We start from the raw sequence: 24909 nt of genomic DNA on the forward strand, positions 1-24909 counted from the left end.
GGGTTATCAGGAGAAAAGAAAGGAGAATGTGAATGAAGAAAAGAAGAATTGCTATTTGCCTGATTATTGCCCTGCTGGTTGGATTAATCTCAAATAGTCATGTTACTGTAAGTGCACAAACTGATACAAATCCGGCAGTTACTGTGACAGTCAACAAGAAAATCGATGTAGCCCTGGCTGTAGGAACTACAAATGTTGACTACTCCGGTTTTTCAAAAGATTTAAAAGCAAAATTATTAGAACTGGGGCAGATCCCTGCGGAGGATATTAATATATCTGAGTTGGAATCACAATCCGTAAGTACCAGCAACAGTAGCTTTAACTGGTGGGTTTATGATCATACTTTTGGATCACCGGTCATTAGCGATGCAGACCACAATTATACAGAACAGACAGAAAGTAATAATGAACAGGGGAGTCACCCCTACTATAAAAATCTCAGTCATTTAGAAGCTACGAACAAGGGAGCAGATTTGTTCTTTACAGGATATGGCTCATCAGCATACAAAGATTTTATGTATCTGGAGAACAGTGACCCTACTACGAAAACATTTCAGTTTGATATTGTAGAAAATGAAGCTTACGATGCCTTGGATGGTGTGGGATTTTTGTTCAATACGACTATGACAGGTAATTACTCAGATAATACACAAAAGATGTCAGGTTATCTGTTATTCCTGCAGTATGGCCAGGATGGCAGAGGTCAGGAGATTGCCCTGTATAAATTTGATGATTTAAGTACGAAAGGCTTACATCATTTAAATAATCCAGGAATAATAGATTCAGCTGGTTTTAAGAAACTGGCATCTTCTTCAGTTTATTCATCAAATGTTAAATACCGTAAAATTAAAATTGAAGCACAGCCTTCTAATGTTAAAGTATGGTATAAAGGAAGTACAGCTGAAATTAAAGATGACTTAGATGATTCGAATATTGTAAGTTGGACCCAGAACGGAAACAATAATGGGGCTACTATGGTTGGTTTTGAAAAGGCTTCTTCTTTCGGATTTGGGCCTTTATCCAGTTACCGGGCACATGGTTGCAGTTTGCCCACCAGTCTGGCTTTAAAGAATCTTACAATGTCAACAGAAAAAGCAAAAACATTAAAGGAAGTTATCACAGAGCCTGAGTGGAATCCTAAAACTTCAAGATATATTGTTAATCTGAATGAGGAAGTTATCGAAGATCTTAATGATATTCAGACAGAGTACGAAATCATCAACCGTTTAAACAATGATGATGTTACATACATTGGCTGGGGTAGTGATACCAATGAGAAGCAGACAGAGGACTTTATTGGATTAAATGATTCAAGAGGCGGCTTTGTAAATGTAAATAATGTGGATACAGATACCTATGATAAGCAGATTACTGCCATTGCAGAAAAAATTCTGCAGGATAATCAGCCAAGACTGGTGTCAGATGAAGCAGGAGCAGCTTATGTACTAACTTCAGAAAGTGTACGGATTAATGTTAATGGGGCGTCAGCTACAGATACAGCCGATGAAAATTGGCCTGAAGGAAGATGGAAAATAGTTCATAGCATAGATGGCTTTAGTAATCCGGAAGGTATCTACAGTAAGAGCAATATTTCAATGTCAGACCTGAAGTGTGATTTTAGTCTGCCGGGTAAATATGAAATCTATTATGAAGGTGTGTTACTGCGTACCATAATAGCTCACAGACAGCCCGTTGCTTACTTTACAGCTACTGTCAGCGGTCCTGCAATAACCGGTACTGCAGTAGAAGAACCGGGAGAGGAAGGTACTTCACAGGAAGCAGGAACTGCACCGGACATGGTTACCGTTGAGACAGTTGGAGATGTGACGGTTGCAACAGGTGCTGCTGTAACTTACAATGATTTATCATATGATCCAGATGGATTCGGTCTGGATACCACTAAGACAGTCTGGAAGTACATTGATTTATCTGCTGAGAACCCTGCCTGGGTGATTTCAGCTTCACCGATTACAGTTATTGAACCTGATCATCGTTATTTGGTATCACTGATTGTAACGGACTTAAATGGAGCTGTCAGCAGTCCTTATACCAGACAGATAAGTTACAGTTATAAATATTATGATGAAGAAAAAGATTCATTGATTAAGCTCAGGCCATTTGCAGATTTCGAATTATCAGAAGCAACGCTGATAAAAGGAATTAAGAACACCCTTGTCTTAACAGAGAAAAGTTATGATATTTATGGTGAAGAGGTCACTGGTACCTATACAGTGACAAGAAATGGTGTGCCTTTTGAAAAGGAAATTTATGCAGGAACTGTAACAGGAAGTGCAATAACCAGCCAGGTTATTGACTTTAGCAGCGATCCGGCAGGAACTTACAAGATTAGTCTTAAGGTTACCAGTGTAAATGGTACTTCAGAAGTCTTTGCAAGAACTGTTGAAGTAATCGATGATAAGACTGCACCTGTAGCAGTAGCTAATGTTGCGGACAACGCAACGATAGGAGATAATAAAGTAGTACTTACCTTTAAGGATGCAGGTGGCAGTGGATTAAAGTCCCAGATGGTCAGTGTTGATACAAGCTCTGAGATATCCGAAGAAACTGTCTGGCTGGCACCGGGCAGTGATCTTACACGTACCGTATTATTACCAGGAGTAGGAATATACTATATTCATTATGAAGCAATTGATAATGCTGGCAATATTGGTCAGGGTACTTTAGGACCTATTACTTATAAGGATTCTACCGGCCCGGCTGTAAGCAGCAATATACCTGCCGGCTCAACCATTGAGGTAGGAAAAGTAGTATTAACCTTTACAGACAGCAGCGGAATTAAAAAGCAGAAGGTATATATCAGTACAAGTGCTGAGCCTGTAGTAACGGACGCAGAAGGTTGGTCTGAGTACAGCGAAGCGGTGCAAAGAGAAGTGAAGTTTAAAGAGAACGGTACTTACTATATCCATTATTATGCACAGGATAATGAAAAGAATACCACTACAGGAATTATCGGGCCTTTCACCTATGCAGATATAACTGGACCTTCTGTTACCGCTAGTATCAGTAACGATGTAACCACCGGTGACAAAGAAATAGTTATAAGCTTTCATGACGAAGGAAGCAATGAACCAATTGCTTATAAAGTGATTATCACAAAATCCACAGAAACTCCTTCTGATACAGAAAAGTGGATTGAAGGCACAGCACCTGATGTTAAATTCACCTTCCCGGAAGACGGGACTTATTATATCCATTATAAAGCAGTAGATGCAGCAGGCAACGAAAGCAGCGGATATTTAGGACCCTTTACTTATGTTGGTACAATACCTTATATTGCAGATATCATATCACCTGTTAACGGCGAAGTAAATGCTTCTGTTAATACCCTTGTAAGCTTTAAAGCAAGTGAGAATGTTGTGAAAGGAAATGGATATCTAACAGTTTATAATTCCAACACCGGAAAGAAATATACAGATATCCACAGCAGTAACAATAAAGTTAAGGTTAATGGTAACAAAGTAACTGTTGAACTTCCAAAGACTTTAGACTATGAAACCGGTTATTATATTAAACTTGACACAAACTTTATTAAGAGTGTAACAAATAATGCAATGGCTGAATTCGGTTCTAAGAGTACCTGGTCTTTTACAACTGCTAAAAAAGATAATACAACAACAGAGGATGATGTTAAGATTCTAAGATGTGAGGCTTATCAGATTATTGATAATGTAACCAGCTATCCTCAGGTAATACCTGATTCAGAAGAAGAGAAGACCTTTACTGTTTATTCAGAAGACGGTGTACTTTATATATTACCCGTATTGAATGCTGCAGCAGAAAACATCGATGTATCAGGCACAGATTGTGAAGTTGAACTTTTAAATAATCCGCTAAGGATTAAAGTTACATACGACAGTACGAAAGCAAACCCTTCCGTAACGGTTAAATTTAGTGATAACAACAGCTATACCTTAAAGATTAAGAAGCTGGATAAAGATTTAAAGGCAGAGATTAAGGTTGATACTACAGCAGTAACTGCATCTGTTGGAAACAGTAATCTTCTGAATACAGTTGATATCTCGGCTGATGTTGCAGATGGAAACGTTTCTTCCATCAAGGTTCTGCTGTTAATCCGTGAACCCCAGAAAACAGAAGAAAAAGATGCATTGAAAGCATATGTAGATGGGTTATTTGGAAATAGTACAAGCTTTTTCTTTGATGCAACTCTGATAAAAACTGTTACTTATGATGGATTTGAGAATGATTCGGAAATATCCAATACCCAGGAACCGGTAACTATCATGATAGACATACCTGCTTCTTATAGGATGGGTTATAACTATCAGGTTGTCAGATACCATGCAGGTGTAAGCGAGAATATGCCTACAACTGTTATTAATAACGGTACTCAGTTACAATTTGAGACGGATAGATTTTCCACTTATGGTGTTGTATACACTACTGCAGCAACAGAAGGACAGACGGATACCGGAAACAGCAGTACTCCAAGCATTCCCAAAGAAATCAGTGTTCCGGAGACAATAACAGCCACAGCTGGACAGATAACTTCTGTTGAGATTAAAAATCTTCCGGAAGGTGCTTCTGTTGAATATCATGTGTCCACACCTACCTATATCAGCGTAGATGCAAATGGTATTATTTTTGCCAAGAAAACAGGAAAAGCTGTTCTTATGGCTGCAGTAAGAAATAAAGCAACAACAAAAGTATATACAATCCGGGTTAATGTCCAGTCGGCTGTTAAACCTACAAAAGTTGGTTTCATTCAGTATTATAACAGCCTTGTAAATGTCGATAATATCAATTACCGTATTACAAAGGATGCCAGTGAGACTGCTAACGGTACAGTGGCAGTAGCAAATAACCAGGTAAATGAGAAACTGCCTGTAAAGGTTACCATACCTGCAGTAGTTACAATCAACGGTAAGAAATATAATGTTACTTCCGTTGACGAAAGTGCTTTTTATATGGTATCAAGATTGGTATCTGTATCATTACCAAGCACAGTCACCGATATTTCTTCAACTGCCTTTACCGGCAGTAAAAACCTTGTAGCCTTTAAGGTAGATGCTAAGAATCCTAATTTCTCAGCAAGAAATTCCATGCTGCTTGATAAGGCGGGAACCACCCTGTTATCTTATCCATCTGCTACAGGTAAGATTACAGTAGACAGTAAGATCAAGGTCATAGGAGCATATGCCTTTAGTGTAAACAAAGGATTAAAAGAGGTAATTATACCTGCTACTGTAAAAGAAATCCGCGGCTGCGCTTTTGCTCACTCGGGACTTGTAAAAGCAACCTTTAAGAGCAATACAGCGCCGGTTATGCCATACCCTTGTGTGTTTGAAGATATCAATGCAAAAGGTGTTATCTATGTACCGAAGAAAGTATTAAAAAGCTATAGAAGTTTATTTACAGATTTTAGCATGCCTTCGGGGGTTACAGTAAAGGCGAAATAAATGCAACATAGATTGATGCAAAATGAATGAAAGGCTGGCTGAGGCTTGCTAACCGTCTATTCTTGTACTGTCTGAAAGATACTTGCCGATTTTGTGTACAGAAGCGTACAATATATGTACGATTGCTGTAGGCTTAATCGGCAATATCTTTATATTCTCTATTTACTTTTACCTATAATTATATAATAATGTAAGATAGAATGAAATCCGGCATTACCGGAGCATATATGAGAAAAGAGAGGAATATTTTTTGATGCGCAATATTAAACTGGTACTGGAGTATGATGGTTCGAGGTATGACGGCTGGCAGAAGCAGCCTGGAAATAATAAAAGTATAACGATTCAGGACAAGCTGGAAAGTATACTTAGTAAAATGGAAAATGAAAAGGTCGAGGTAATTGGTGCAGCAAGAACGGAAGCAGGTGTTCATGCCTATGGACAGATAGCCAATTTTAAGACTAATTCAGATATGAAGTTATATGAGATCAAGCATTATTTGAACCGTTATCTGCCAAGAGATATTGCTGTATTGGAGGTATTTGAGGTACCGGACCGATTCCACAGCAGTTTTAATGCAAAGGCGTTTCAATATGTTTATAAAATAACGATGGGTGAAGTACCTTCTGTTTTCGATCGAAAATACAACTATTATTGTTTTCATAAGCTGGATGTATCACTTATGAGAAAAGCTGCAGAAAAGCTGGTGGGAGAGCATGATTTTAAAGCATTCTCTGATAATAGACGAATGAAGAAGTCAACGGTCAGAGTAATGAAGAATATTCAGATTAAATCAGATATCAATTCAGTGGACATTATTATGGAAGCAGATGACTTCTGGCCTAATATGGCAAGAATCATAGCCGGAACCTTAATGGAAATCGGTGAAGGTAAGATTGTACCTGAGTATCTGGATGAAATCCTGTTAAGCGGCGAGAGAAATAAAGCCGGCGAAACTGCTGAAGCCAGGGGACTTTTTCTCCAGGATGTAAAATACGAATAAATAGTTTCTGGATGTTGTCTGATTAGTTCAATAAAAAAGTATAATTAATATAGTTACTTAAAATTAGTTAATGTTAACAAAATATTAGCTAAATTTAGTATGTTTTCACATTGATTATCCTTCGAAAAAACGCTATAATTTATATCAGGATGCGGATAATAAAACGGAGGGTTATATGAAGAACGTAACTATGAAGGATATTGCTCAAAGATTGAATATTAGTACTGTTACGGTCTCAAAAGCACTATCAGATAAAGATGGAGTGAGCGAAGAGTTAAAGGATAAAATCAAAAAGCTCTCGGAGGAAATGGGATACCGTTATAATACACTTGCTAAAAACATGAAAGAAGGCAAGAGCTATAATGTTGGTATAATCGTAGCGGACAGGTTTATCCGGGACGATGGTGATGCATTCTATCTTAAGATGTACCAGAGTGTTATCAAAGCTCTGTCAAAGGTAGGCTACTATGGAATCATGGAAATTATAACCCGTGATACAGAGAAAAAGCTGCTGTTGCCTAATGTTATCCAGAATAATAAGGTTGACGGTGTAATAGTACTTGGACAGATGAGCTTTGAGTATGTAAGTCTTATAAACAGTATGGCTATACCATTGGTATTCCTGGATTTCTATGATGAACTGCTTGAAATCGATTCTGTGGTCAGTGACAGTTTTTATGGATCTTTTATTATGACGAATCATCTGATAGCGCAGGGACATAAAGACATTGCATTTGTGGGCAATATCTTATCCACCAGCAGTATTCTCGACAGATATCTTGGTTATTACAAATCCCTGCTTTCCAATGGAATCAAATTAAGGGAAGAGTGGGTGTTGGCAGACCGCAGTGATGAAGGTTCCTATATAAATATAGAGTTTCCGGAAAAGATGCCAACAGCATTTGTCTGTAATAATGATGGTGTTGCTTATCTGTTAATTAATAAATTAAAGAAAAAGGGTTATAAGGTTCCAGAAGATATATCTGTTGTAGGTTTTGACAATTACATCTATGCAACGCTTTCAAGTCCGAAGCTGACAACGGTTGAGGTTGATATCCAAGCGATGTCAGAGCAGGCAGTTGAGGCAATTATCAGCAAAATAGAGAGAGATAATTACAGAATAGGAAGAGTGGTAATAAATGGAAAGCTTATTATCAGGGATTCTGTTAAAAAAATAAATAGCTAATAAGTACATGGTGAATTTTGCTTATTGTAAAGCTTCATTATTTTATATCATACGTATAATCATAAAAGAGAGCCTTGGCTCTCTTTTATGATTATACGTATATTTTTTTATTTTGATTAGATAGTAATTAAGAAAAAATTCCTACTGCTTATGGTGTTTAAAATTTACAGTATATGTATATTTGAAAAAAAATAAGCCAAAATATAGGAGAGAATCTTTATATAAGAATATTTGTATTTAGATTACTATAAGTTATCGATAACTTAAAATTACCTAACCAAGGGAGGTTACATCGTAATGAAGAAAATTTTCTTGAAACAATTTGTTTGTGTAATGTTAGTTGCCGTAATGGTGTTTTCACTTGCAGCCTGTGGTAATAAAAACCAGGGAAACAACAATAACACTACTCCGACTCCTACAAGTACAACAGGTAATAACAACAATACAGGCAATGGAATACCAACAATTGATGCTGTTAAGCTGGGAGAAGATTATAAAGATCTATCCGCTACTATCAAAGTATTAACTCACAGAACCGATATCGTAGATACCAAGTTCAAAGATTATATTACTGAATTTCAAAAACTCTATCCAAACATAAAGATAGAATATGAAGCAGTTACTAACTATGCAGATGATGTTACCATAAGACTTACCACCGGTAACTGGGGTGATATCATGATGATTCCCACCACAGTAGATAAGAAAGAATTACCGAATCTTTTCCAGTCCTTTGGTACTACAGATAAAATAGGTGCGAATTATGAATTTATCAATAATTTTGCCTTAGATGGTCAGGTATATGGTATTGCTTCCACCGGTAATGCCCAAGGTGTAGTTTATAATAAAAAAGTATTTTCTGATGCAGGTATAAAAGACCTTCCAAAGACACCTGACGAATTCCTGGACGCTCTTAAGAAAATCAAAGATAAAACAAAAGCGATTCCTTTATATACGAATTTTGCTGCCGGCTGGACTATGGGTGCCTGGGATGCATATATTGGCGGTTCAGCAACAGGCGATCCTGATTTTATGAATAATAAATTGGTCCATGGAAATAACCCTTTCACTGACAGAGGTGACCAGACAGGACCTTATGCAGTATATTACACACTGTATGAAGCTGTAAAAAGAGGTCTGGTTGAAGAAGATCCCACGACGACAGACTGGGAAGGCAGTAAAGGTATGATTAACAGAGGTGAAATCGGAACCATGGTGCTCGGCTCCTGGGCAGTGGTTCAGATGCAGCAGGCAGGCGATAATGCTGAAGATATCGGTTATATGCCCTTCCCCATCTCAGTAAATGGAAAGCAATACGCATCTGCAGGACCTGATTATTGCTACGGAATCAATGCGAAATCTTCTGATGACAATAAAATCGCTTCCTTGCTCTATGTTAAATGGTTAACTGAAAAATCTAATTTTGCTTATGATGAGGGTGGTATTCCTATTGTAAAGGGGGCTGAGTATCCTGCAGTGCTTGATGCCTTTAAGGATGTAGAATTAGTAGTTGATAATCCGGCTCCTGCTGGTGAAGAGACACTTTTTAATGATCTCAATACAAAATCAGAGGTTGGTTTAAATGCTGATAATACCCATGTTCAGGCAGTTGTTGAAGCTGCGCTTAGCGGTACGCCTCTGAAAGATATTATTGATGAATGGAATACAAAATGGACAGATACTCAGAAGGAACTGGATATCAAAGTTAACGAATAATTCTTAAAAATTTCATAAAGAAAGTGCTTTTGCAAAAGGCGGCTAAGTCCGTACTTTTGCAAAAGTTTTCTGTTGACAGGAGGGTATCAATGAGTGATGCAGGGTCTCTAACACCAAAAGAACCATTTAGCCTGAAAAAATGGCTGGGCAGAAGAAAAGTACAGAGAATGATTATTATAATAAGCTTTATGTTCATACCGGTGCTTTTGCTGTTTACCTTTACTTATCTGCCGTTTTTTAATATGATACGGTTTAGTTTATATGATATGAAATATATTGGAAGCAGAACGTTTGTGGGATTAGATAATTATATGGAGGTATTGACGAGAAAGGATATACTTCAGACCTTTAAGCTAAGTTTGTATTATATGGGAGCATCCATAATACAGTTAGCTCTTGCACTTTATTTTGCCACCTTATTAAGCTTTAAGACCAAGGCCGGAGGCTTTTTTAAAGGTGCAATCTTTTTCCCCTATCTGGTATGCGGAATTGCAGTAGGATTTATTTTTAAGTTCTTTTATACCAGAGGCTTTGTTCTTGATACGGTTCTGTCCTGGATTGGTTTCTCCACAGACAGTCTGCCTTATTGGCTGAAAGATACGAAAATCAATAACTACTCTCTGGCAGCTACGTCAATCTGGCGTTATATGGGGCAGAATATGGTGTTATTCATTGGAGCTATCATGTCCGTGGATAATGATTTGTATGAAGCCTCCGGACTTGACGGAGCAAATAGATGGCAGCAGTTTCGATATATCATCATGCCCAGTATTCAAACAATAATCATGCTTAATCTGATACTATCCATTACTGGTTCATTAAGTGCCTTCGAACCTCCTTTTGTTATTACGGGAGGAACTTTTGGTACCTCCACCTATTTCCTGATGATGCACAACATCGCCCATAGGTATCAGAAGGTAGGTCTTGCTTCGGCTATGGCTGTATTTCTAATGATAATTATTGTTATTGTAACGATATTACAGAGAGTCGGATTTTCACTTGCCGGTGATAATGACAGTGATGTATCTAAAAAAACAGCAAGAAAATTGGGTAAAAAGGAGGGTTCAAAATGACCTTCGTTCAGAGATTTGGATATTTCCTGCGAGTTCTGATAAAATACGCCTCTCTTATCCTTATGGCTTTTATATCGATACTTCCTATAGTAGTCTGTGTTATTACAGCGTTTAAAACTGACAGCGAATATAGATCCACCAATGTAATGACTTTGCCGGAGAGTTGGGGGTACTTTGATAATTTTCAGATTGCCTGGCAGAAAGCCAATATGAATGTTGCTTTTTTTAATTCAGCTCTTGTACTGGTCGTTGTACTGGCAGGTTCCATTATGTTTGGAACCATGCTGGCTTATATACTTAACCGGTTTTCGTTTCCGGGCAACAACCTGCTGCGTAATCTGTTCCTTTTTGCAACATTGATTCCGGGAATTGCAACCCAGGTAACAGTTTATCAGATAATGTATAAGTTAAATCTCATTAATTCACTGCCGGGTTATATGATACTGTTAATGGGAGCGGATGTTATCGGAATCTATATCTTCATTCAGTTTTTTGAGAATATACCCCTTTCGCTGGATGAATCAGCTATCATGGATGGAGCCACCTATTTTGGTGTATTCTTTAAAATATTACTGCCCTTATTAAAACCTGCTATTATTACGGTAATGATCTTAAAAGGGGTTGGTACCTATAATGAATATTATATGTCTAACCTCTACCTGCAGACGAAAACAACACTTGTTACCGTATCAACTTCCCTTTTTACTTTTACGGGACCCTTAGGCAGCCAGTATAATTATATCTGTGCCGGTGTATTGATTACTATGATACCTGCACTTATTATTTTTATATTAGCCCAGAAGCAGATTTACAGCGGATTAACAAATGGAGCTGTAAAGGGATAGCTAAATAGCCGGTTAACACATCAGTTGAAGTACGAACCCATATAAAATATTGACTAAAAGCCATAATTGTACAGCCGTGTATATCACTGCAGTACATTTATGGCTTTAATCTTTTGAGCTTCCTGTGAACTTTTATTTATTTATCATATAGCAGTCTCTTGGAATATGCATTTCTATATTCAGTGGGAGTAAATCCGGCTATTTTCTTGAAAGCCTTCATAAAGTTATGGTTATCTGTAAAACTTAAAGAGGCAGCAATCTGATTAATGGTATCATTGGTATCTGTCAGCATATATTTCGCCTGATCCATTTTCTCCTTTAGGATATATTGCTTTAATGGCAGACCTTCTATGGTACTGAATAGATGGGAGAGATACTTCTCATTGTAACCAAAATGCTCTGCAATATCAGATACTTTAATATTTCTATAGATGGTAAGCCTGATATAATCAATGATATCATTATAAATCTGACGGTTGGAATCAGATATATATGCGGTTTTCTTAGGGAAAAACTGATTATAAATCTCACATAAAATAATAGTCGTCGTATAGTTGATAAAGTTCGGTTCATAGTTTGAGCGAATGGAATCCTGCAGCTGCTTCATCAGTATAATAACCTTCTCAGCAGCAGGTAAAATACCCTGAAGAGGTATATATATTTTTTGAGGGTCGTGCTGAAAGTCTTTATCATTTTCTCTCTTTATTATCCCATGAGGAGCCCGGAAGTGAAGCCAGTAAAAACTGCAGTCCGAGGGCTGAAACCCTGTACGCATATTATTCTGTGTTGGTGTAAGTAATAAATGCTCCCCTTTTTTGACGGTATAACGCCCATTATTGTCAGCGATATAGAGACAACCTTCTGTAATAACAAATAATTCATATTCATTTAGGGGAATGACATTGTGTTTCCACTCAGGAGATGGGGCTTTAAACTTTCCCGTATAGTGATAAGCTAAAGGTTCTCTGACATCAAATTCAAAAATCTCCATAGTAACCTCTTTTCTGAATATAGCTCTTAGATACAACATTTCATAGGAATAAAATTCAACATTCCAGGCTTAATTTTATTCAAAACCCAATATCCTTCTGCAACCTAACGAAATTACACCAAACCTAACTTTCTTTATAAAGCATAATAAATGACAGAAAGATATGTATAGTAAAATTATATAGGAATATAGCTGAAAAGTAAATAATATATGTAGAAACGGCTATTATATTGGACCGGTTATATTAAATACAAATAAGTTAATTGCAACATATCTATACTATATATAACGAAATGACACCTAATCGAGTATTCTGCCATTTTCTCCAGGATTCATAGTTGTTATAATGAGAGTACTTAGATATTGAATTCTTACGGAGGAGACAGATACATGAACATGGCTGACAGAAAACGAACACCTGAAATTAAGGCTTTTAAACTGGATAAGATAAAGCTAACCGATACCTATAGTAATAACGCTTTGAAGAAAGAGCTGGAATACCTTAATGCACTGGAACCGGATAAGCTGCTTGCCGGCTTCTATGAAAGACAAGGGAAAAAAGGAAAAGCGGAGAGATATCCTGGCTGGGAAAGTACGGAGATACAGGGACATACCCTGGGACATTATCTTACTGCACTTGCTCAAGCTTATGAAAACACAGGTTCTGAGGAAATAAAGGATAAACTGGCTTATCTGGTTTCTGAGTTAAAAAACTGCCAGACAGAGGACGGTTTTTTATTTGCTTCTTCCGAAGAACTGTTTGACCGGGTGGAAAACCGAAAACCTGCCTGGGTACCCTGGTATACCATGCATAAGATTCTGGCAGGAATTATCTCTGTTTATAATACAACAGAATCCAAAGAGGCTTTTGAGACAGCCTCTGCATTAGGCGACTGGATCTATAAGAGAACCTCCGCCTGGTCAGAAGAATTACAACAGAGAGTATTATCCGTGGAATATGGCGGTATGAATGATGCCCTGTATGAACTGTATAAGGTAACAGGGAAAGCAGAACATCTGGCTGCTGCTCATAGCTTTGACGAGCTTCCTTTGTTTGAGGCAATGGCTGAGGGCAGGGATATATTAAATAATAAACATGCCAATACCACGATACCGAAAATAATCGGTGCTTTAAATCGATATATGGTTCTTGGGGAAGGAGAGGAATTCTACCTGAAAGCAGCACAAAGCTTTTGGGATATGGTAACAGAGCATCATACTTATATCACCGGAGGCAACAGCGAGTGGGAACATTTTGGTCTTCCGGATATCCTTGATAAAGAGAGAACCAACTGTAATTGTGAGACCTGTAATTCCTATAACATGCTGAAGCTGTCAAAGCTGCTGTTTCAGGCAACGGGAGAAAGAAAATATGCTGACTTCTATGAAAGAACACATATAAACTCTATACTGTCCTCACAGAACCCGGAAACCGGAATGACCACCTACTTCCAGCCCATGGCCACTGGCTTTTTTAAAGTATACGGAACCCCCTTTGATAAATTCTGGTGCTGTACGGGAACGGGAATGGAGAATTTCACGAAATTAAATGATGGAATTTATTATTACAAGGAAAACAGCCTTTATATTAACCGATTTGTGAACTCTGAAATCAGCTGGGAGGAGAAAGGTATCAGACTAATCCAATGTGCTAACCTTCCGGAAAGCAATGAAGTTAATATAAAGATAGTATCCACAGGGGAGGAAAACAACCGATTTGCCCTTAAAATACGAATCCCTGAATGGGTAAGAGGGGAAATTAGGGGCAGTGTAAACGGAACCCCTTTCTTTACATCACAAGAGAATAAGTATATTGTTCTTGAGGAAGCTTGGAAATCAGAGGATACGATTTCCCTCGAGTTTCCTATAGCAGTAAGAGCAGTCTCCTTGCCTGATAACCCCAATGTATATGCCTTTGCTTATGGACCGGTTGTATTAAGTGCTGCACTTGGAAAAGCAGAAATGAAGATCAGGCAGACAGGCGTAGCAGTTGATATTCCATTAAAAGAATTTGAGATTAAGGACTACATCGTTATTAAGGGTGAACTTAAAGAATGGCTTGATCATCTCACTGAAAATCTGCTAAAAGAAGATGGTAAGATGGTATTTAAGCTGAAAGGTACCGATGAGGATGATAAATTAATATTCACACCTCATTATAAGCAATATGAAGAAAGATACGGAATCTACTGGAAGCTTTATGGTGAAAATTCTTCGGAAATGGCAGCACAGATCAATGCTGAGAAAGAGAAGGAGAGGTTTGAACAAGCTGTAGTAGACAGAGTACCTGTCAGCAATGATCAGTATGAACTTTCCCATAATATTGAAAGTGAATTTACACACAATGGAGAGCGGTTGGGATTTGTCGGACGTGTGATCAAAGCCAAAGGCTGGCTCAGTTACCGAATGGAGGTAGATCCCGAAGCGGTAAATATATTGGCCGCAGGTTTTCACAAATGGGATTCCGGAAGAACAGTCCTTATAACTATTGATGGCGAGCTTTTAGCTAAGTATGTTATAGGTAATGAAGAGGAAGAACGATTGGTTCGTAAAAGCTTTAAGATTCCTGAGAATTTAATAGCTGGTAAGAAACAGGTAACTATAAGGCTGCAGGCAGAGAAAGACAACGAAGAATTTAGTATCTGGGATTATCTGACTATACACAGAGAGGTGTAGAAAGCTATAAAAGGTGTTTTTTTAGAGAAAAATCTTCATACCTGAAATAGAAAAGGGTACTGCTAAATGATTAGTTTTGGACATTTAGCAGTACCCTCTTTCATAGTGGCTGTTTTTTATTATGAAAATAGAGAAATTTTATAATAATAACTAGACAATCATTAACAGCAAAGCAGCAGCACCAACGACTCCATACAATCCATTTATTATAAGACAAATTTTCATAATGAAATTCTGGATTTCATTTTTCATATAATTAAAAGTAGTAAAGATTCCGGAAAAAACCATAAAAGCGGAATAACTGCCTATCATGATTTCCGCTGTAGGTGATTTCAGTGCCCATTCATTGCTCCTTAGAGCAATCAAAGTCCAGGGTATAAACAGCATCAGGGTACATAATCCAGTAATTATCTTTTTCTTATTCATAGCGCCTCTTTTCTGATTCAATCAATAAAATTTTGAATAAATACATAAATTTATTTGAGAAATACTACTGGTTCTCTCTTCTTCCAAATAAAAGACAGGAAATACCCGTACTTATAACCAGCAGAGCAATAGCTACAGGAATCCAGGGAAATAAAGTCAAAGAAAAGGTATCAAAGTTACTTGCCAGTTTTCCGTATTCAGTGGTTATTACATAGAAGGGGTAACACATAGGGTAGATAAACCATACCTTACTATTTATCAAAATAATAGAAGGTACAATAGAAGCCAATCCGGTTCCGATTGCAAACACAGGAGTACGTATACACACAGCAAACAACCAGAAAACAGCTGCCATTGGTAAGGAAGCTATAAAAAGTAGTCCAGCCTCCTTCCATACCAACAGCGGGGAGAGAAGGAAGTTATAATCCTGAATATGTGAAGCCAGCAAAGCACTTGGAAAATACAATAATGTCGCAATAGAAATCTGTGCAGCTGCCAGTATCAACAGAAGGATAAATTTGGCAAGGCATAACTGCCTTCTGTTTATGGGCAATGACAGCATCTTAACAATACCTCTGTTGCCTCTTTCTGTCTGAGTTAAAAGAACGGTATTAATTACCATGCCGGCCGGATACATAAACCAGGCAAAACCCAGAAGAGTCTGTATAAGAAAAGAGTTTTCCGGAGAGATTCCTTCTTTTTGATAATGAAAATTAAGACCTGCATTGGCTATTGCCGGTATCCAAAGAATAATAGCAGGCAGTATGAGTATCAATAATATTTTGGAGCGTTTGATTTTTTGTAATTCAATTCCGATTAATTCAATAAATGTCACTGCAGCCTCCTCCTTATTCTGTTATAAAGAACCCCTGAAAGTATAAAAACAACTGTTTCCGCAAGGCTGATACACAGGTATCCGCTGATTTCCGCAGCTTTTGTCAGATAGACCTGACGAAAAGGAAGGGAAAATGGAAATATAGAAAGCGGATAACCGGAAGAAGGTATAACATTAGCAGTAAACAGGAGAATTACTCCAATGCCTAAGGAAACCCACATATTCCTGCAGGCAGATGAAATAACAGTCATGAGAGCCGCTGAAGGCATTGCAAGAATTATTAAAAAGCCGAGGTTACTAAGCAGTTCAGGATAAAATTCTTCATTTATAGTAAACCATTTTGCGGTGCAGATTATAAGAGCTGCCGCTTCCATTAGCAGAAGAATTGTATAGGACAAGCCTAACAGGATGAATTTATGTATAAAAGCATAACCCTGTCCCATTGGTAAAGTTTCCATCTTATCCCTGCCATTGTCCGCGTATTCGATCTGGTACAGGATGCAGGCAGCCGCTATCATAAGTAACTGATTCAATAATGCTACAGGATTCCAATTAGCTGATAAAAGTATCTGTAAGGGTGCTTCTGAACGTTCCAGATATATATTGGAGCGAAAGAACATATTTGCCAATGGAATAGCAGAAGCTAAGATTCCTCCTATAAGAACAGCGGGTATAAAGCCTGTTCGTTTCAGTTTTTTGAATTCAATGAGGAGACTCATAAAATGTTACTCCTTTTCCTGTTATCCTCGTCTATTATAGCAAGGAAGGTGTCTTCCAGATTCTCAGTGGGAAAACCTTTTGACCTGGCATCTGTTTTCAATTCTTCCAGGGTTCCTTCAAAAAGAACATTACCGTGATTAAGTATACCAATATCATCAGCAATTTGTTCAATTTCAAAGAGCAGATGGGAAGAAACTAAGACAGTACAATCAAATTTCTGAGGCAGGCTGCGGATAAGGGTTCTTATCTCGTGTATACCTACAGGGTCTAACCCGTTGGTTGGTTCATCCAATATAAGAATGGGCGGTCTTCCAATTAATGCACTTGCAAGGCCAAGCCGTTGCTTCATTCCTAAGGAATATTTTCTTGCAAGTCTGTTACGGTATTTCGTAAGTCCTGTTAGTTCCAAAGCTTCTTCTACACTACTCTTTGGAAGGCCCAATATTTTTTGCAGGATATATAAATTTTCTTCACCGGTAAGATTGCCGTAGAAGGCGGGAGCTTCAATAAAGGAACCTATTTGCTTCAGGATTTTGAGACGGTCATTGGAGTAGTTCATGCCGTCAATGGAAAAAGACCCGCTTGTGGGTTTTATAAGTCCCAGCAACATTTTCATTGTAGTAGATTTGCCTGCACCGTTGGGACCCAGGAAACCATAAATGGAACCTTTTTTGATGTGAAGGTTTACCTTTGAAACGGCTGTAAAACCGGTATAACTCTTGGTAAGATTATTTGTTTCAATAATATTCATAAATTGACTCCTTTCTGATTACATCTTAAGTCTATAACATCAACCTTGTAGCAACCTTCTCATATCCTTACAATTACCTTACAATTTTGTTTTAAAGATAAATTATCCATAATCTGTGGTATAATTAAATGGGAGCTTAAAAAAGCTGAAATTTGTACATCATTATTTTATAATTAAAGTATAAATACTGAAGGAGAACTGATGGAATACGAATTCCTTAAACAAAAACGTATCCTGTTAGTCGATGATGAACAGGAACTTATATATATGCTAGTGTCCATTTTACAAGAGGAGGGCTATCAAAATATTCACACTGCAAACAGTGTAAAGGAAGCAGTGCAGACAGCCGCCAAGGTACAGCCTGAATTGGCAGTACTTGACGTTATGCTGGCTGATGGAGATGGTTTTGAACTGCTGCAGCAATTAAAGAAATCCGGGGATTATCCGGTCCTTTTCTTAACAGCAAGAGGAGAAGAAGAGGATCGTTTCAGAGGGTTTGGGCTCGGCGCCGATGATTATGTGGTGAAACCTTTTCTTCCCAAGGAACTTTTATTTAGAATAAATGCAATACTTCGCAGGAGTTATAAGTATGAGAAACCACTGATTAAGCTGTCTGGCAGTGAAATTGATTTTGAAAGAGCCGTTGTTAGAAAGAAGGAGGAATCTATTCCATTAACAGCAAAGGAATATGAATTACTTCAGGTCCTGTACCGTAATACAGGAAGAATTGTGACCATTGATGCTCTTTGTGAAGCTGCCTGGGGAGAAAATCCTTTCGGTTATGAAAATTCCTTAATGGCACATATAAGAAGAATCCGGGAAAAGATAGAAGAGAACCCTTCGAAACCGCAGTCTCTTATAACTATAAAGGGGCTTGGATATAAATTGCTTACAGAGGGGAGATGAGAATAAAGGGTGATGAAAAGTATACCCAAACTTATCAGGCGTTTCCTTGGACTATTGGTATTAACCAGTTTTCTGCTCCTGGTATTTAATATACTGGTGCTTGTAATAATTGGGATACAGCAGAATAAAGGTGATTCGCCCTGGCTGGTGGCAAGTCAGACCGCTAAGGCAATTACGCTGCGGAAATCAGGTGACTATACCCTATCCTCTGAGATGGCGGAAAAGCTTGTGAAGAACAGAGCATGGGCAATTCTTATTGATGACAATTCACATAAAATAATCTGGCACACAGATAACTTACCGGAAGAGGTCCCAAAGGAATTTACCCTCTCAGATATCGCGTCCTTAACCAGAGGTTATTTAAAGGATTATCCAACCTTTACGGGAAAAGGAACGGAAGGTCTTACCGTTGTTGGTTTTCCAAAAACAAGCTATTGGAAACATATGTACAACAGCTGGGATTATGATTTTATTGCACATCTGCCCCAGATATTTCTGTGTGTTTTGGCAGGAAATATCATGATTATATTCCTGATTTATTTCTTTGCTAATACAAAACTGATTAAATCCTTAAATCCCCTTTTGACAGGAATTCAAGATTTGCCTGAAGAAAAGGGAGTGTATTTACCTGAAAAAGGGGTAATGTCTGAAGTTGCAGCAAATATCAACCGTACTTCGGAGGTGCTAAAGGTCAAAAACAATCAGCTGAAAAAGAAAGATACCGCACGTGCTAATTGGATTGCAGGAGTATCCCATGATATCAGAACACCCCTCTCCATGGTGATGGGATATGCAGGACAGTTGGAGGAGGATATAAAACTTCCGTTAGAGACAAGGAAGAAGGCTGCTGTTATAAGACACCAAAGTGAGCGGATGAAGAATCTGATACAGGATCTGAATCTGGCCTCAAAGCTTGAATATAATATGCAGCCGGTAAATCTCGAGAATATCAATGCAGTAGCAATAGTCCGTCAGGCGGTTGTGGACTTTATGAATCTGGAATTAGCAGAGTATCCTGTTATTTGGACTACAGAAGAGGATTTAAACATCTGTATGATAGAAGGTGACAAGGCGTTGTTTAAAAGAGCAATTGCTAATCTGATTCAGAACTCTATAAATCACAATGAAGAGGGCTGCAGTATCTATGTCTCAGTAGAAGAGAGGCAGGGACATTGTCTGATCAAAGTAGAAGATGACGGAAAAGGAGCAGATAAGAATACACTTATTAGCTTAAATAATGCACCACATTATATGGTCTGTGATGACAATACAACTGAACAGAGACATGGCTTGGGATTGCTGATTGTAAAACAGATTATTGCTGCCCATCATGGCAGAGTAAATATTGGAAACAGTCCCTATGGTGGTTTTTCTGTCGAAATAGAACTAAATCGAATACTGAGTTCCCAGGCTGTCTGATTCATATAAACGAAAGACTAAGCAAAACAGAGTAAGGAAATGAAATGTAAAATGAAAATTTAATTAAACCATTAATGAAAGGAACTAATAACGCTCATTTAGTATGATGTAATCTGTGATGTTTTATGTAATTGACACCACAGCAATAACTAAGATAAAGGGGAGTAAGATGAAGAATACTATCAGCAAATTGAGTATACTGGGATTATTGACATTGATTCTGCTGTTCATACCTATTACAGAGGTTTCGGCAGCATCCCAGTTAAACGTATATTTTTACAATACCAAAAAGACTCTTAAATATACAGGCAAACAGGTTAAATACAGCTTTGACGGAAACAACATTGATATGAAGGGAATCCCCGGAGTTATTATAGACGGAACATCCATAGCCTCCTATCTTGAGGTGTTTGTAAAGTCACCTATTGGATTGACGGCTTCCTATAGTGATAAAAAAGGTGTACTGACCCTGTCATCAGGCAAGACGAAACTTGTTCTTACAGCTGGCAGCAAAACAGCATTATTAAACAGTAAGAAAGTGACGATGCCCCAAGCGGCAGTAAAAGTTAAGTTTAAGGAATCGGGTAAGATAAAGTTTCTGGTGCCTGTTGAATTTGTTGCCAACAGTTTTGGTTATGTGTATACCTGGAGTAACAGTACCGTAACCGGATGCATAACGAATCCTTTACATATTTCATACAACGGAAAAGAAGTGAACTACACAGGAACCAGAGGACTTGTGAGTGTTGATGGGGAAGATATTGATGTTAGTGACATGCCGGGAATAATCATGAATAATACGACTCTGGTCCAAGGGGTTAAAGTGTTTTCAGAATCCTTAGTTGGTGCAGAATATCAATATGATAAAGTATCCGGTGTTTTAACCCTTACAAAAGACAGTACAGAAGTGGTGCTGACCATGGGACAGAAAACTGCTATTGTTAACGGAAGAGAAAGAACCATGGATACAGCACCGCTGCTTATAACCAATCTGGATAATAGTACAGATTATATTATGGTTCCAGGAAGCTTTGTTGCAGCCAGCCTGGGCTACGACTATAAATGGAATGCCACCTCTAAAACCTCAGTATTGACAAAGAGTGAGATTATTCCAATTCCTGATACGGATACTACAGGGGGAACTGGTTCACCGGAAACACCTGTACCCGACAGTATTGCTTTTCATTGGGATTTATCAGCAGCACTTACTGAGGAATATAACAAGTTAAATGCATTGACTGAAACAGCAGAAGTATCGCAGGATAAAAGTGCAGCTTCTTATATTACAGCAATTACAAAATCAGACAGTACTGCAAACAGTGAGACCTATGCTATATATGGAAACCTGCCTTTTAGTAAAGCGGCTCTGACAAATAATAACGGATTACTCAATCTGCATATTAACAATGCTTCCACAAATTATCAGACCTTTTACGCAAACGGATTACTTGCTCAAAGTGTAACAGCCAATATGGATACTACGGCAGCTACGGCAGTTAATATTGGTTTTAGCCTTTCAGAAACTGGCTTAAAGTATGAATTATCTCAGTCTGCCGATGGCTGTATCTTATATGTAAAGCTTTACAGAAATATATTAAGCCGGATAGAAGCCGGAGTTTCACAGGGGAATGAATACCTTAAGATAACCGGATTAAAGGGTCTTAAGGCTCAGGTTAACGAGACGGGAGATACAGTAACCTTGCAATTTTCCTCCACTGTTAACGGTACAGGAGATAATAGTATCCAGACCTCATTATCTGCTATAAAATCTGTTACGACCTCTGCTCTTGGGAATAACACAGTAATTAACTTTGTTAAGAATTCCAAGTCAAAATACCGTGTAGAACAAAACGGCAATACCTGTATGGTAGTGTTTTACAAAGAGAGTAGTGGTATTGGCGGTGAATATTCCCTGCGTTTTAATCTTCCGGATGGAGTGTCTTACAGTGAACTTACCACAGAAGATCAGTATCTGAAAAATCGTATTATTATTAAGATTCCAGGTGAGTGGGCTTCTTATTACAATCAGTATCCCGTTAGTTGGTCTGATGATGTAATCAACACGGCAGGTCTTTTGGAAATTGGAGGGGAGACTCAGATCATAATCGATACAGCTGCTTTGCAGGGGTTCCGGCTGGAGGATCAGGGAAATGGAGTAGTTACCGTTACACTTGGTAACCCCAGGGATATCTATCAGAATATTGTTGTACTGGATCCCGGTCATGGGGGTTCAGCACCTGGTGCAGCCCGCTCCATTAATGGTAAGACGGTTTATGAGAAAGATTTAAACCTTAAGATTCTTTATGAACTTGCTGAAAAATACTTTAACAGCCCGGATTCACCGGTTAAAGTATATTATACCAGAACAGATGACTCCTCCCTGGGGCTTTATGAGAGGCCTGCAATTGCTGATCTGGTAAATGCGGATATTTTCGTAAGTCTGCATATGAACGCAAATACAAAAAGTGAACCGAAAGGAACCGAAATATACTATACCAGTACCAATACCAACCGTACGGCCTCAGGCTTGGACAGTAAAATACTGGCCAATTTTATACTTGATAATCTGACAGAGCAGTTAGGGACAAATAAACGTTATATTTCCAGCAAGAAATTAGTTGTAACCAGAGCAGCGAAAGTTCCTGCAGTTCTTATAGAGCTTGGATATATGTCTAATAAGAGCGAACTGTCACAGCTGACAGATGAAGTTTTTCAGGAAAATGCAGCATATGCTATCTATAATACCATTTGTCAGCTGTTCGAAGTCTATCCAACTTACAGGTAATATAGGTATTCTAGGCGATGTACGAAAGCTATGAATATGTTGAGCTTGTATAATCATTTAAATAAGTAACAATTTCGAACAATCAGTTCAGCTTAAGGTTTGTACCAGAAATAGGAAAAATGAATTAACTGATAGTGCATCATCATGAATTAGAATACTCAGATAAAAAAACCGATACAATTAGGAGATAAGAATTCCTGTCTATTTGACAAGAAGCACTTAAATCTAATTGAATCGGTTTTTTATTGAATATAAATGAAAGCGAATACCTGGTGTTTATTTTACATTAATTGTTTTATTCCACAGTTACAGATTTAGCAAGGTTTCTGGGCTGATCTACATTTAAGCCTCTGTGCAAAGAGGTATAGTAAGCCAGAAGCTGTAATACTATTGCTGCCAGGAAAGGAGCGTAAGTATCCTTGACCTCCGGTAAGGTAATGTGATAATCATAAATGGAAGGTTCTGCTTCCTGCCCCTTCATCGTGATTAATACTACAAATGCATTTCTTGCCTTAACCTCCCGAATGTTAGAGATCATTTTGGAGTAAACCTTTTGCTGGGTTGCAAGTGCTACTACAGGAATACCTTCTGTAACCAGGGAAAGTGTGCCGTGCTTTAGCTCACCTGCAGCATATGCCTCTGAATGGATGTAGCTTATTTCTTTTAACTTAATGGAGCCTTCACAGGAGAGAGCATAATCAAGACCTCTGCCGATAAAGAATAAATCTTCCTTCTCAATTAACTGTTTGCTGATTTCTTCGATAGTCTTATCCTGAGAAATAGTCTCCTCCAGTGCAGGTATTATATTCAAGAGTTCATGCATTTCTTCGATGCAGGCTTCTTTTTCGAGCTTACCGGTTGCATAAGCAAAGCGAAAGGCTAGCAGATAAAGGCAAGATACCTGAGCGGTATAGGCTTTTGTACTGGCTACAGCTATTTCAGGGCCTGCATGGGTATAGAGTACATAATCGCTTTCTCTTGCAATAGAAGAACCTTTCACATTTACAATTGAAAGAGTGGAAGCACCATATTCTTTCGCAAGTTTTAAAGCTGCCAGGGTATCAGCTGTTTCACCGGATTGTGAAATGGTGATAACCAGGGTGGATTTATCAATGATAGGGTCCTGATAACGGAACTCTGAGGCGATTTCTACTGTAACCGGGAATCTAAGCAGTCTCTCAAGTATTACCTTACCGATAAGACCTGCATGCATAGCAGTTCCGCAGGCTGTTATAATAATTCTTGAGATACCTTCAAAGAGGGAATCCGGAATATTGTCAGCTGTAAAATCCGGAAGTTTATTCTGAATTCTTGGAAGGATAGTATTACGAAGAGAATCCGGCTGTTCATGAATTTCTTTTAGCATAAAATGAGGATAACCGCCTTTTTTGGCAGCAGTCATATCCCAGTTCACATGCAGCATACGAGGGCTAACTTCATTACCCTCCAAATCAGTTAATGAAATACTGTCCCTTTTAAGAATCACCACATGCATTTCCGGTACTACAAAATAGTCCTTTGAATAGTCAATAAGTGCAACCATGTCAGAAGCTATTATAGAACCTTCTTTGGTGTGGCAGGCTACTAACGGACTGCTGTTTCTAAGGCTGTAGATAACATCCGGCTGGTCTGCAAACATAATACAGAAAGCATATGCACCTTCAAGTAATTCGACTGCATTTTTAATCGTCTTTATTGCATCACCGTCATAAAGGCTGTCAATAAGAAGAGCAGCAATTTCTGTATCTGTCTGAGATACGGGAATTCTGCCGGTTTCTTTTAAACGGAGCTCCAGTTCACGATAGTTTTCAATAATACCGTTGTGAATAAGCGTAACTTTTCCGGAAGTATGAGGATGTGCGTTGGTATCAGTTACACCTCCATGAGTTGCCCATCTGGTGTGACCGATACCACAGGTACTTTCTGATGCTTTCGTTTCTCTTTCCTTCGCTACCTTGTCTGCCAGAACAGATACTTTCCCGATGGTTTTAAGGGTTTTGATACCATTTTCTTCAAAGAAAGCAATTCCGGCACTGTCATAACCTCTGTATTCCAAAGCAGTAAGACCGTCAATCATAACCTTTTTTGCATCAGCGTAACCGGTAAATCCAATAATTCCACACATATTAATTCTCCTTTATT

General features: G+C 38.3%; 16 protein-coding genes. 10 read left to right on the top strand and 6 right to left on the bottom strand.

Going from position 1 to position 24909, the window contains the following annotated elements; genetic code table 11:
• The first annotated feature begins 32 nt into the window (after window positions 1-32).
• From BR73_RS0114275 to BR73_RS0114300, 6 genes are all read left to right on the top strand, one after another.
• Entirely contained in the window at window positions 33-5438 is a 5406-nt protein-coding gene (locus tag BR73_RS0114275; RefSeq protein ID WP_033166081.1) for a leucine-rich repeat protein, read from the top strand.
• Between the two features lie 253 nt (window positions 5439-5691).
• Window positions 5692-6438, top strand: a complete 747-nt coding sequence (gene truA / locus BR73_RS0114280; protein WP_033166082.1) for a tRNA pseudouridine(38-40) synthase TruA — start codon at window positions 5692-5694, stop codon at window positions 6436-6438.
• A 175-nt stretch (window positions 6439-6613) separates the two neighbouring features.
• A complete protein-coding gene (locus BR73_RS0114285; protein ID WP_033166083.1) occupies window positions 6614-7624 on the top strand; it encodes a substrate-binding domain-containing protein in 1011 nt (336 codons plus the stop codon).
• A gap of 297 nt (window positions 7625-7921) precedes the next feature.
• Complete coding sequence (locus tag BR73_RS0114290; RefSeq protein ID WP_081848666.1) at window positions 7922-9340, top strand: extracellular solute-binding protein; 1419 nt, start codon at window positions 7922-7924, stop codon at window positions 9338-9340.
• A gap of 89 nt (window positions 9341-9429) precedes the next feature.
• On the top strand, window positions 9430-10413 hold the full coding sequence (locus BR73_RS0114295) for a sugar ABC transporter permease (RefSeq protein ID WP_033166084.1): 984 nt from the start codon (window positions 9430-9432) through the stop codon (window positions 10411-10413).
• Window positions 10410-11258, top strand: coding sequence for a carbohydrate ABC transporter permease (locus BR73_RS0114300; protein ID WP_033166085.1), 849 nt, complete (start codon window positions 10410-10412; stop codon window positions 11256-11258). Before BR73_RS0114295 ends, BR73_RS0114300 begins: the two co-directional genes overlap by 4 nt.
• A gap of 136 nt (window positions 11259-11394) precedes the next feature.
• Here the strand turns inward: BR73_RS0114300 and BR73_RS0114305 are convergent, their stop codons facing one another.
• Window positions 11395-12249, bottom strand: coding sequence for an AraC family transcriptional regulator (locus tag BR73_RS0114305; RefSeq protein WP_033166086.1), 855 nt, complete (start codon window positions 12247-12249; stop codon window positions 11395-11397).
• Window positions 12250-12639: 390 nt separating this feature from the next.
• Between BR73_RS0114305 and BR73_RS0114310 the strand changes: the two genes are divergently transcribed.
• Window positions 12640-14925, top strand: a complete 2286-nt coding sequence (locus BR73_RS0114310) for a beta-L-arabinofuranosidase domain-containing protein (RefSeq protein WP_242860678.1) — start codon at window positions 12640-12642, stop codon at window positions 14923-14925.
• Window positions 14926-15075: 150 nt separating this feature from the next.
• Here the strand turns inward: BR73_RS0114310 and BR73_RS0114315 are convergent, their stop codons facing one another.
• From BR73_RS0114315 to BR73_RS0114330, 4 genes are all read right to left on the bottom strand, one after another.
• The gene (locus tag BR73_RS0114315) at window positions 15076-15351 is read right to left on the bottom strand and encodes a hypothetical protein (protein WP_033166087.1); all 276 of its coding nucleotides are present in this window, start codon (window positions 15349-15351) and stop codon (window positions 15076-15078) included.
• Window positions 15352-15415: 64 nt separating this feature from the next.
• Entirely contained in the window at window positions 15416-16186 is a 771-nt protein-coding gene (locus tag BR73_RS0114320) for an ABC transporter permease (RefSeq protein WP_033166088.1), read from the bottom strand.
• Window positions 16183-16905 (bottom strand): ABC transporter permease, encoded by a 723-nt coding sequence (locus BR73_RS0114325; RefSeq protein ID WP_033166089.1) that lies wholly within the window; start codon window positions 16903-16905, stop codon window positions 16183-16185. Before BR73_RS0114325 ends, BR73_RS0114320 begins: the two co-directional genes overlap by 4 nt.
• Window positions 16902-17657, bottom strand: a complete 756-nt coding sequence (locus BR73_RS0114330; RefSeq protein WP_033166090.1) for an ABC transporter ATP-binding protein — start codon at window positions 17655-17657, stop codon at window positions 16902-16904. Before BR73_RS0114330 ends, BR73_RS0114325 begins: the two co-directional genes overlap by 4 nt.
• Window positions 17658-17858: 201 nt before the next feature.
• On the opposite strand from BR73_RS0114330, the gene BR73_RS0114335 reads away from it, so the two are divergent.
• From BR73_RS0114335 to BR73_RS0114345, 3 genes are all read left to right on the top strand, one after another.
• The gene (locus tag BR73_RS0114335) at window positions 17859-18563 is read left to right on the top strand and encodes a response regulator transcription factor (protein ID WP_033166091.1); all 705 of its coding nucleotides are present in this window, start codon (window positions 17859-17861) and stop codon (window positions 18561-18563) included.
• A gap of 12 nt (window positions 18564-18575) precedes the next feature.
• The gene (locus tag BR73_RS0114340) at window positions 18576-19982 is read left to right on the top strand and encodes a HAMP domain-containing sensor histidine kinase (RefSeq protein ID WP_033166092.1); all 1407 of its coding nucleotides are present in this window, start codon (window positions 18576-18578) and stop codon (window positions 19980-19982) included.
• A 169-nt stretch (window positions 19983-20151) separates the two neighbouring features.
• Complete coding sequence (locus BR73_RS0114345; protein WP_033166093.1) at window positions 20152-22767, top strand: N-acetylmuramoyl-L-alanine amidase; 2616 nt, start codon at window positions 20152-20154, stop codon at window positions 22765-22767.
• A 295-nt stretch (window positions 22768-23062) separates the two neighbouring features.
• On the opposite strand, the gene glmS is transcribed toward BR73_RS0114345, so the two are convergent.
• Entirely contained in the window at window positions 23063-24892 is a 1830-nt protein-coding gene (gene glmS / locus BR73_RS0114350) for a glutamine--fructose-6-phosphate transaminase (isomerizing) (protein WP_033166094.1), read from the bottom strand.
• Between the last annotated feature and the right edge of the window lie 17 nt (window positions 24893-24909).

Source organism: Clostridium sp. KNHs205, assembly GCF_000702945.1.
GTDB lineage: Bacteria > Bacillota > Clostridia > Lachnospirales > Lachnospiraceae > Anaerocolumna.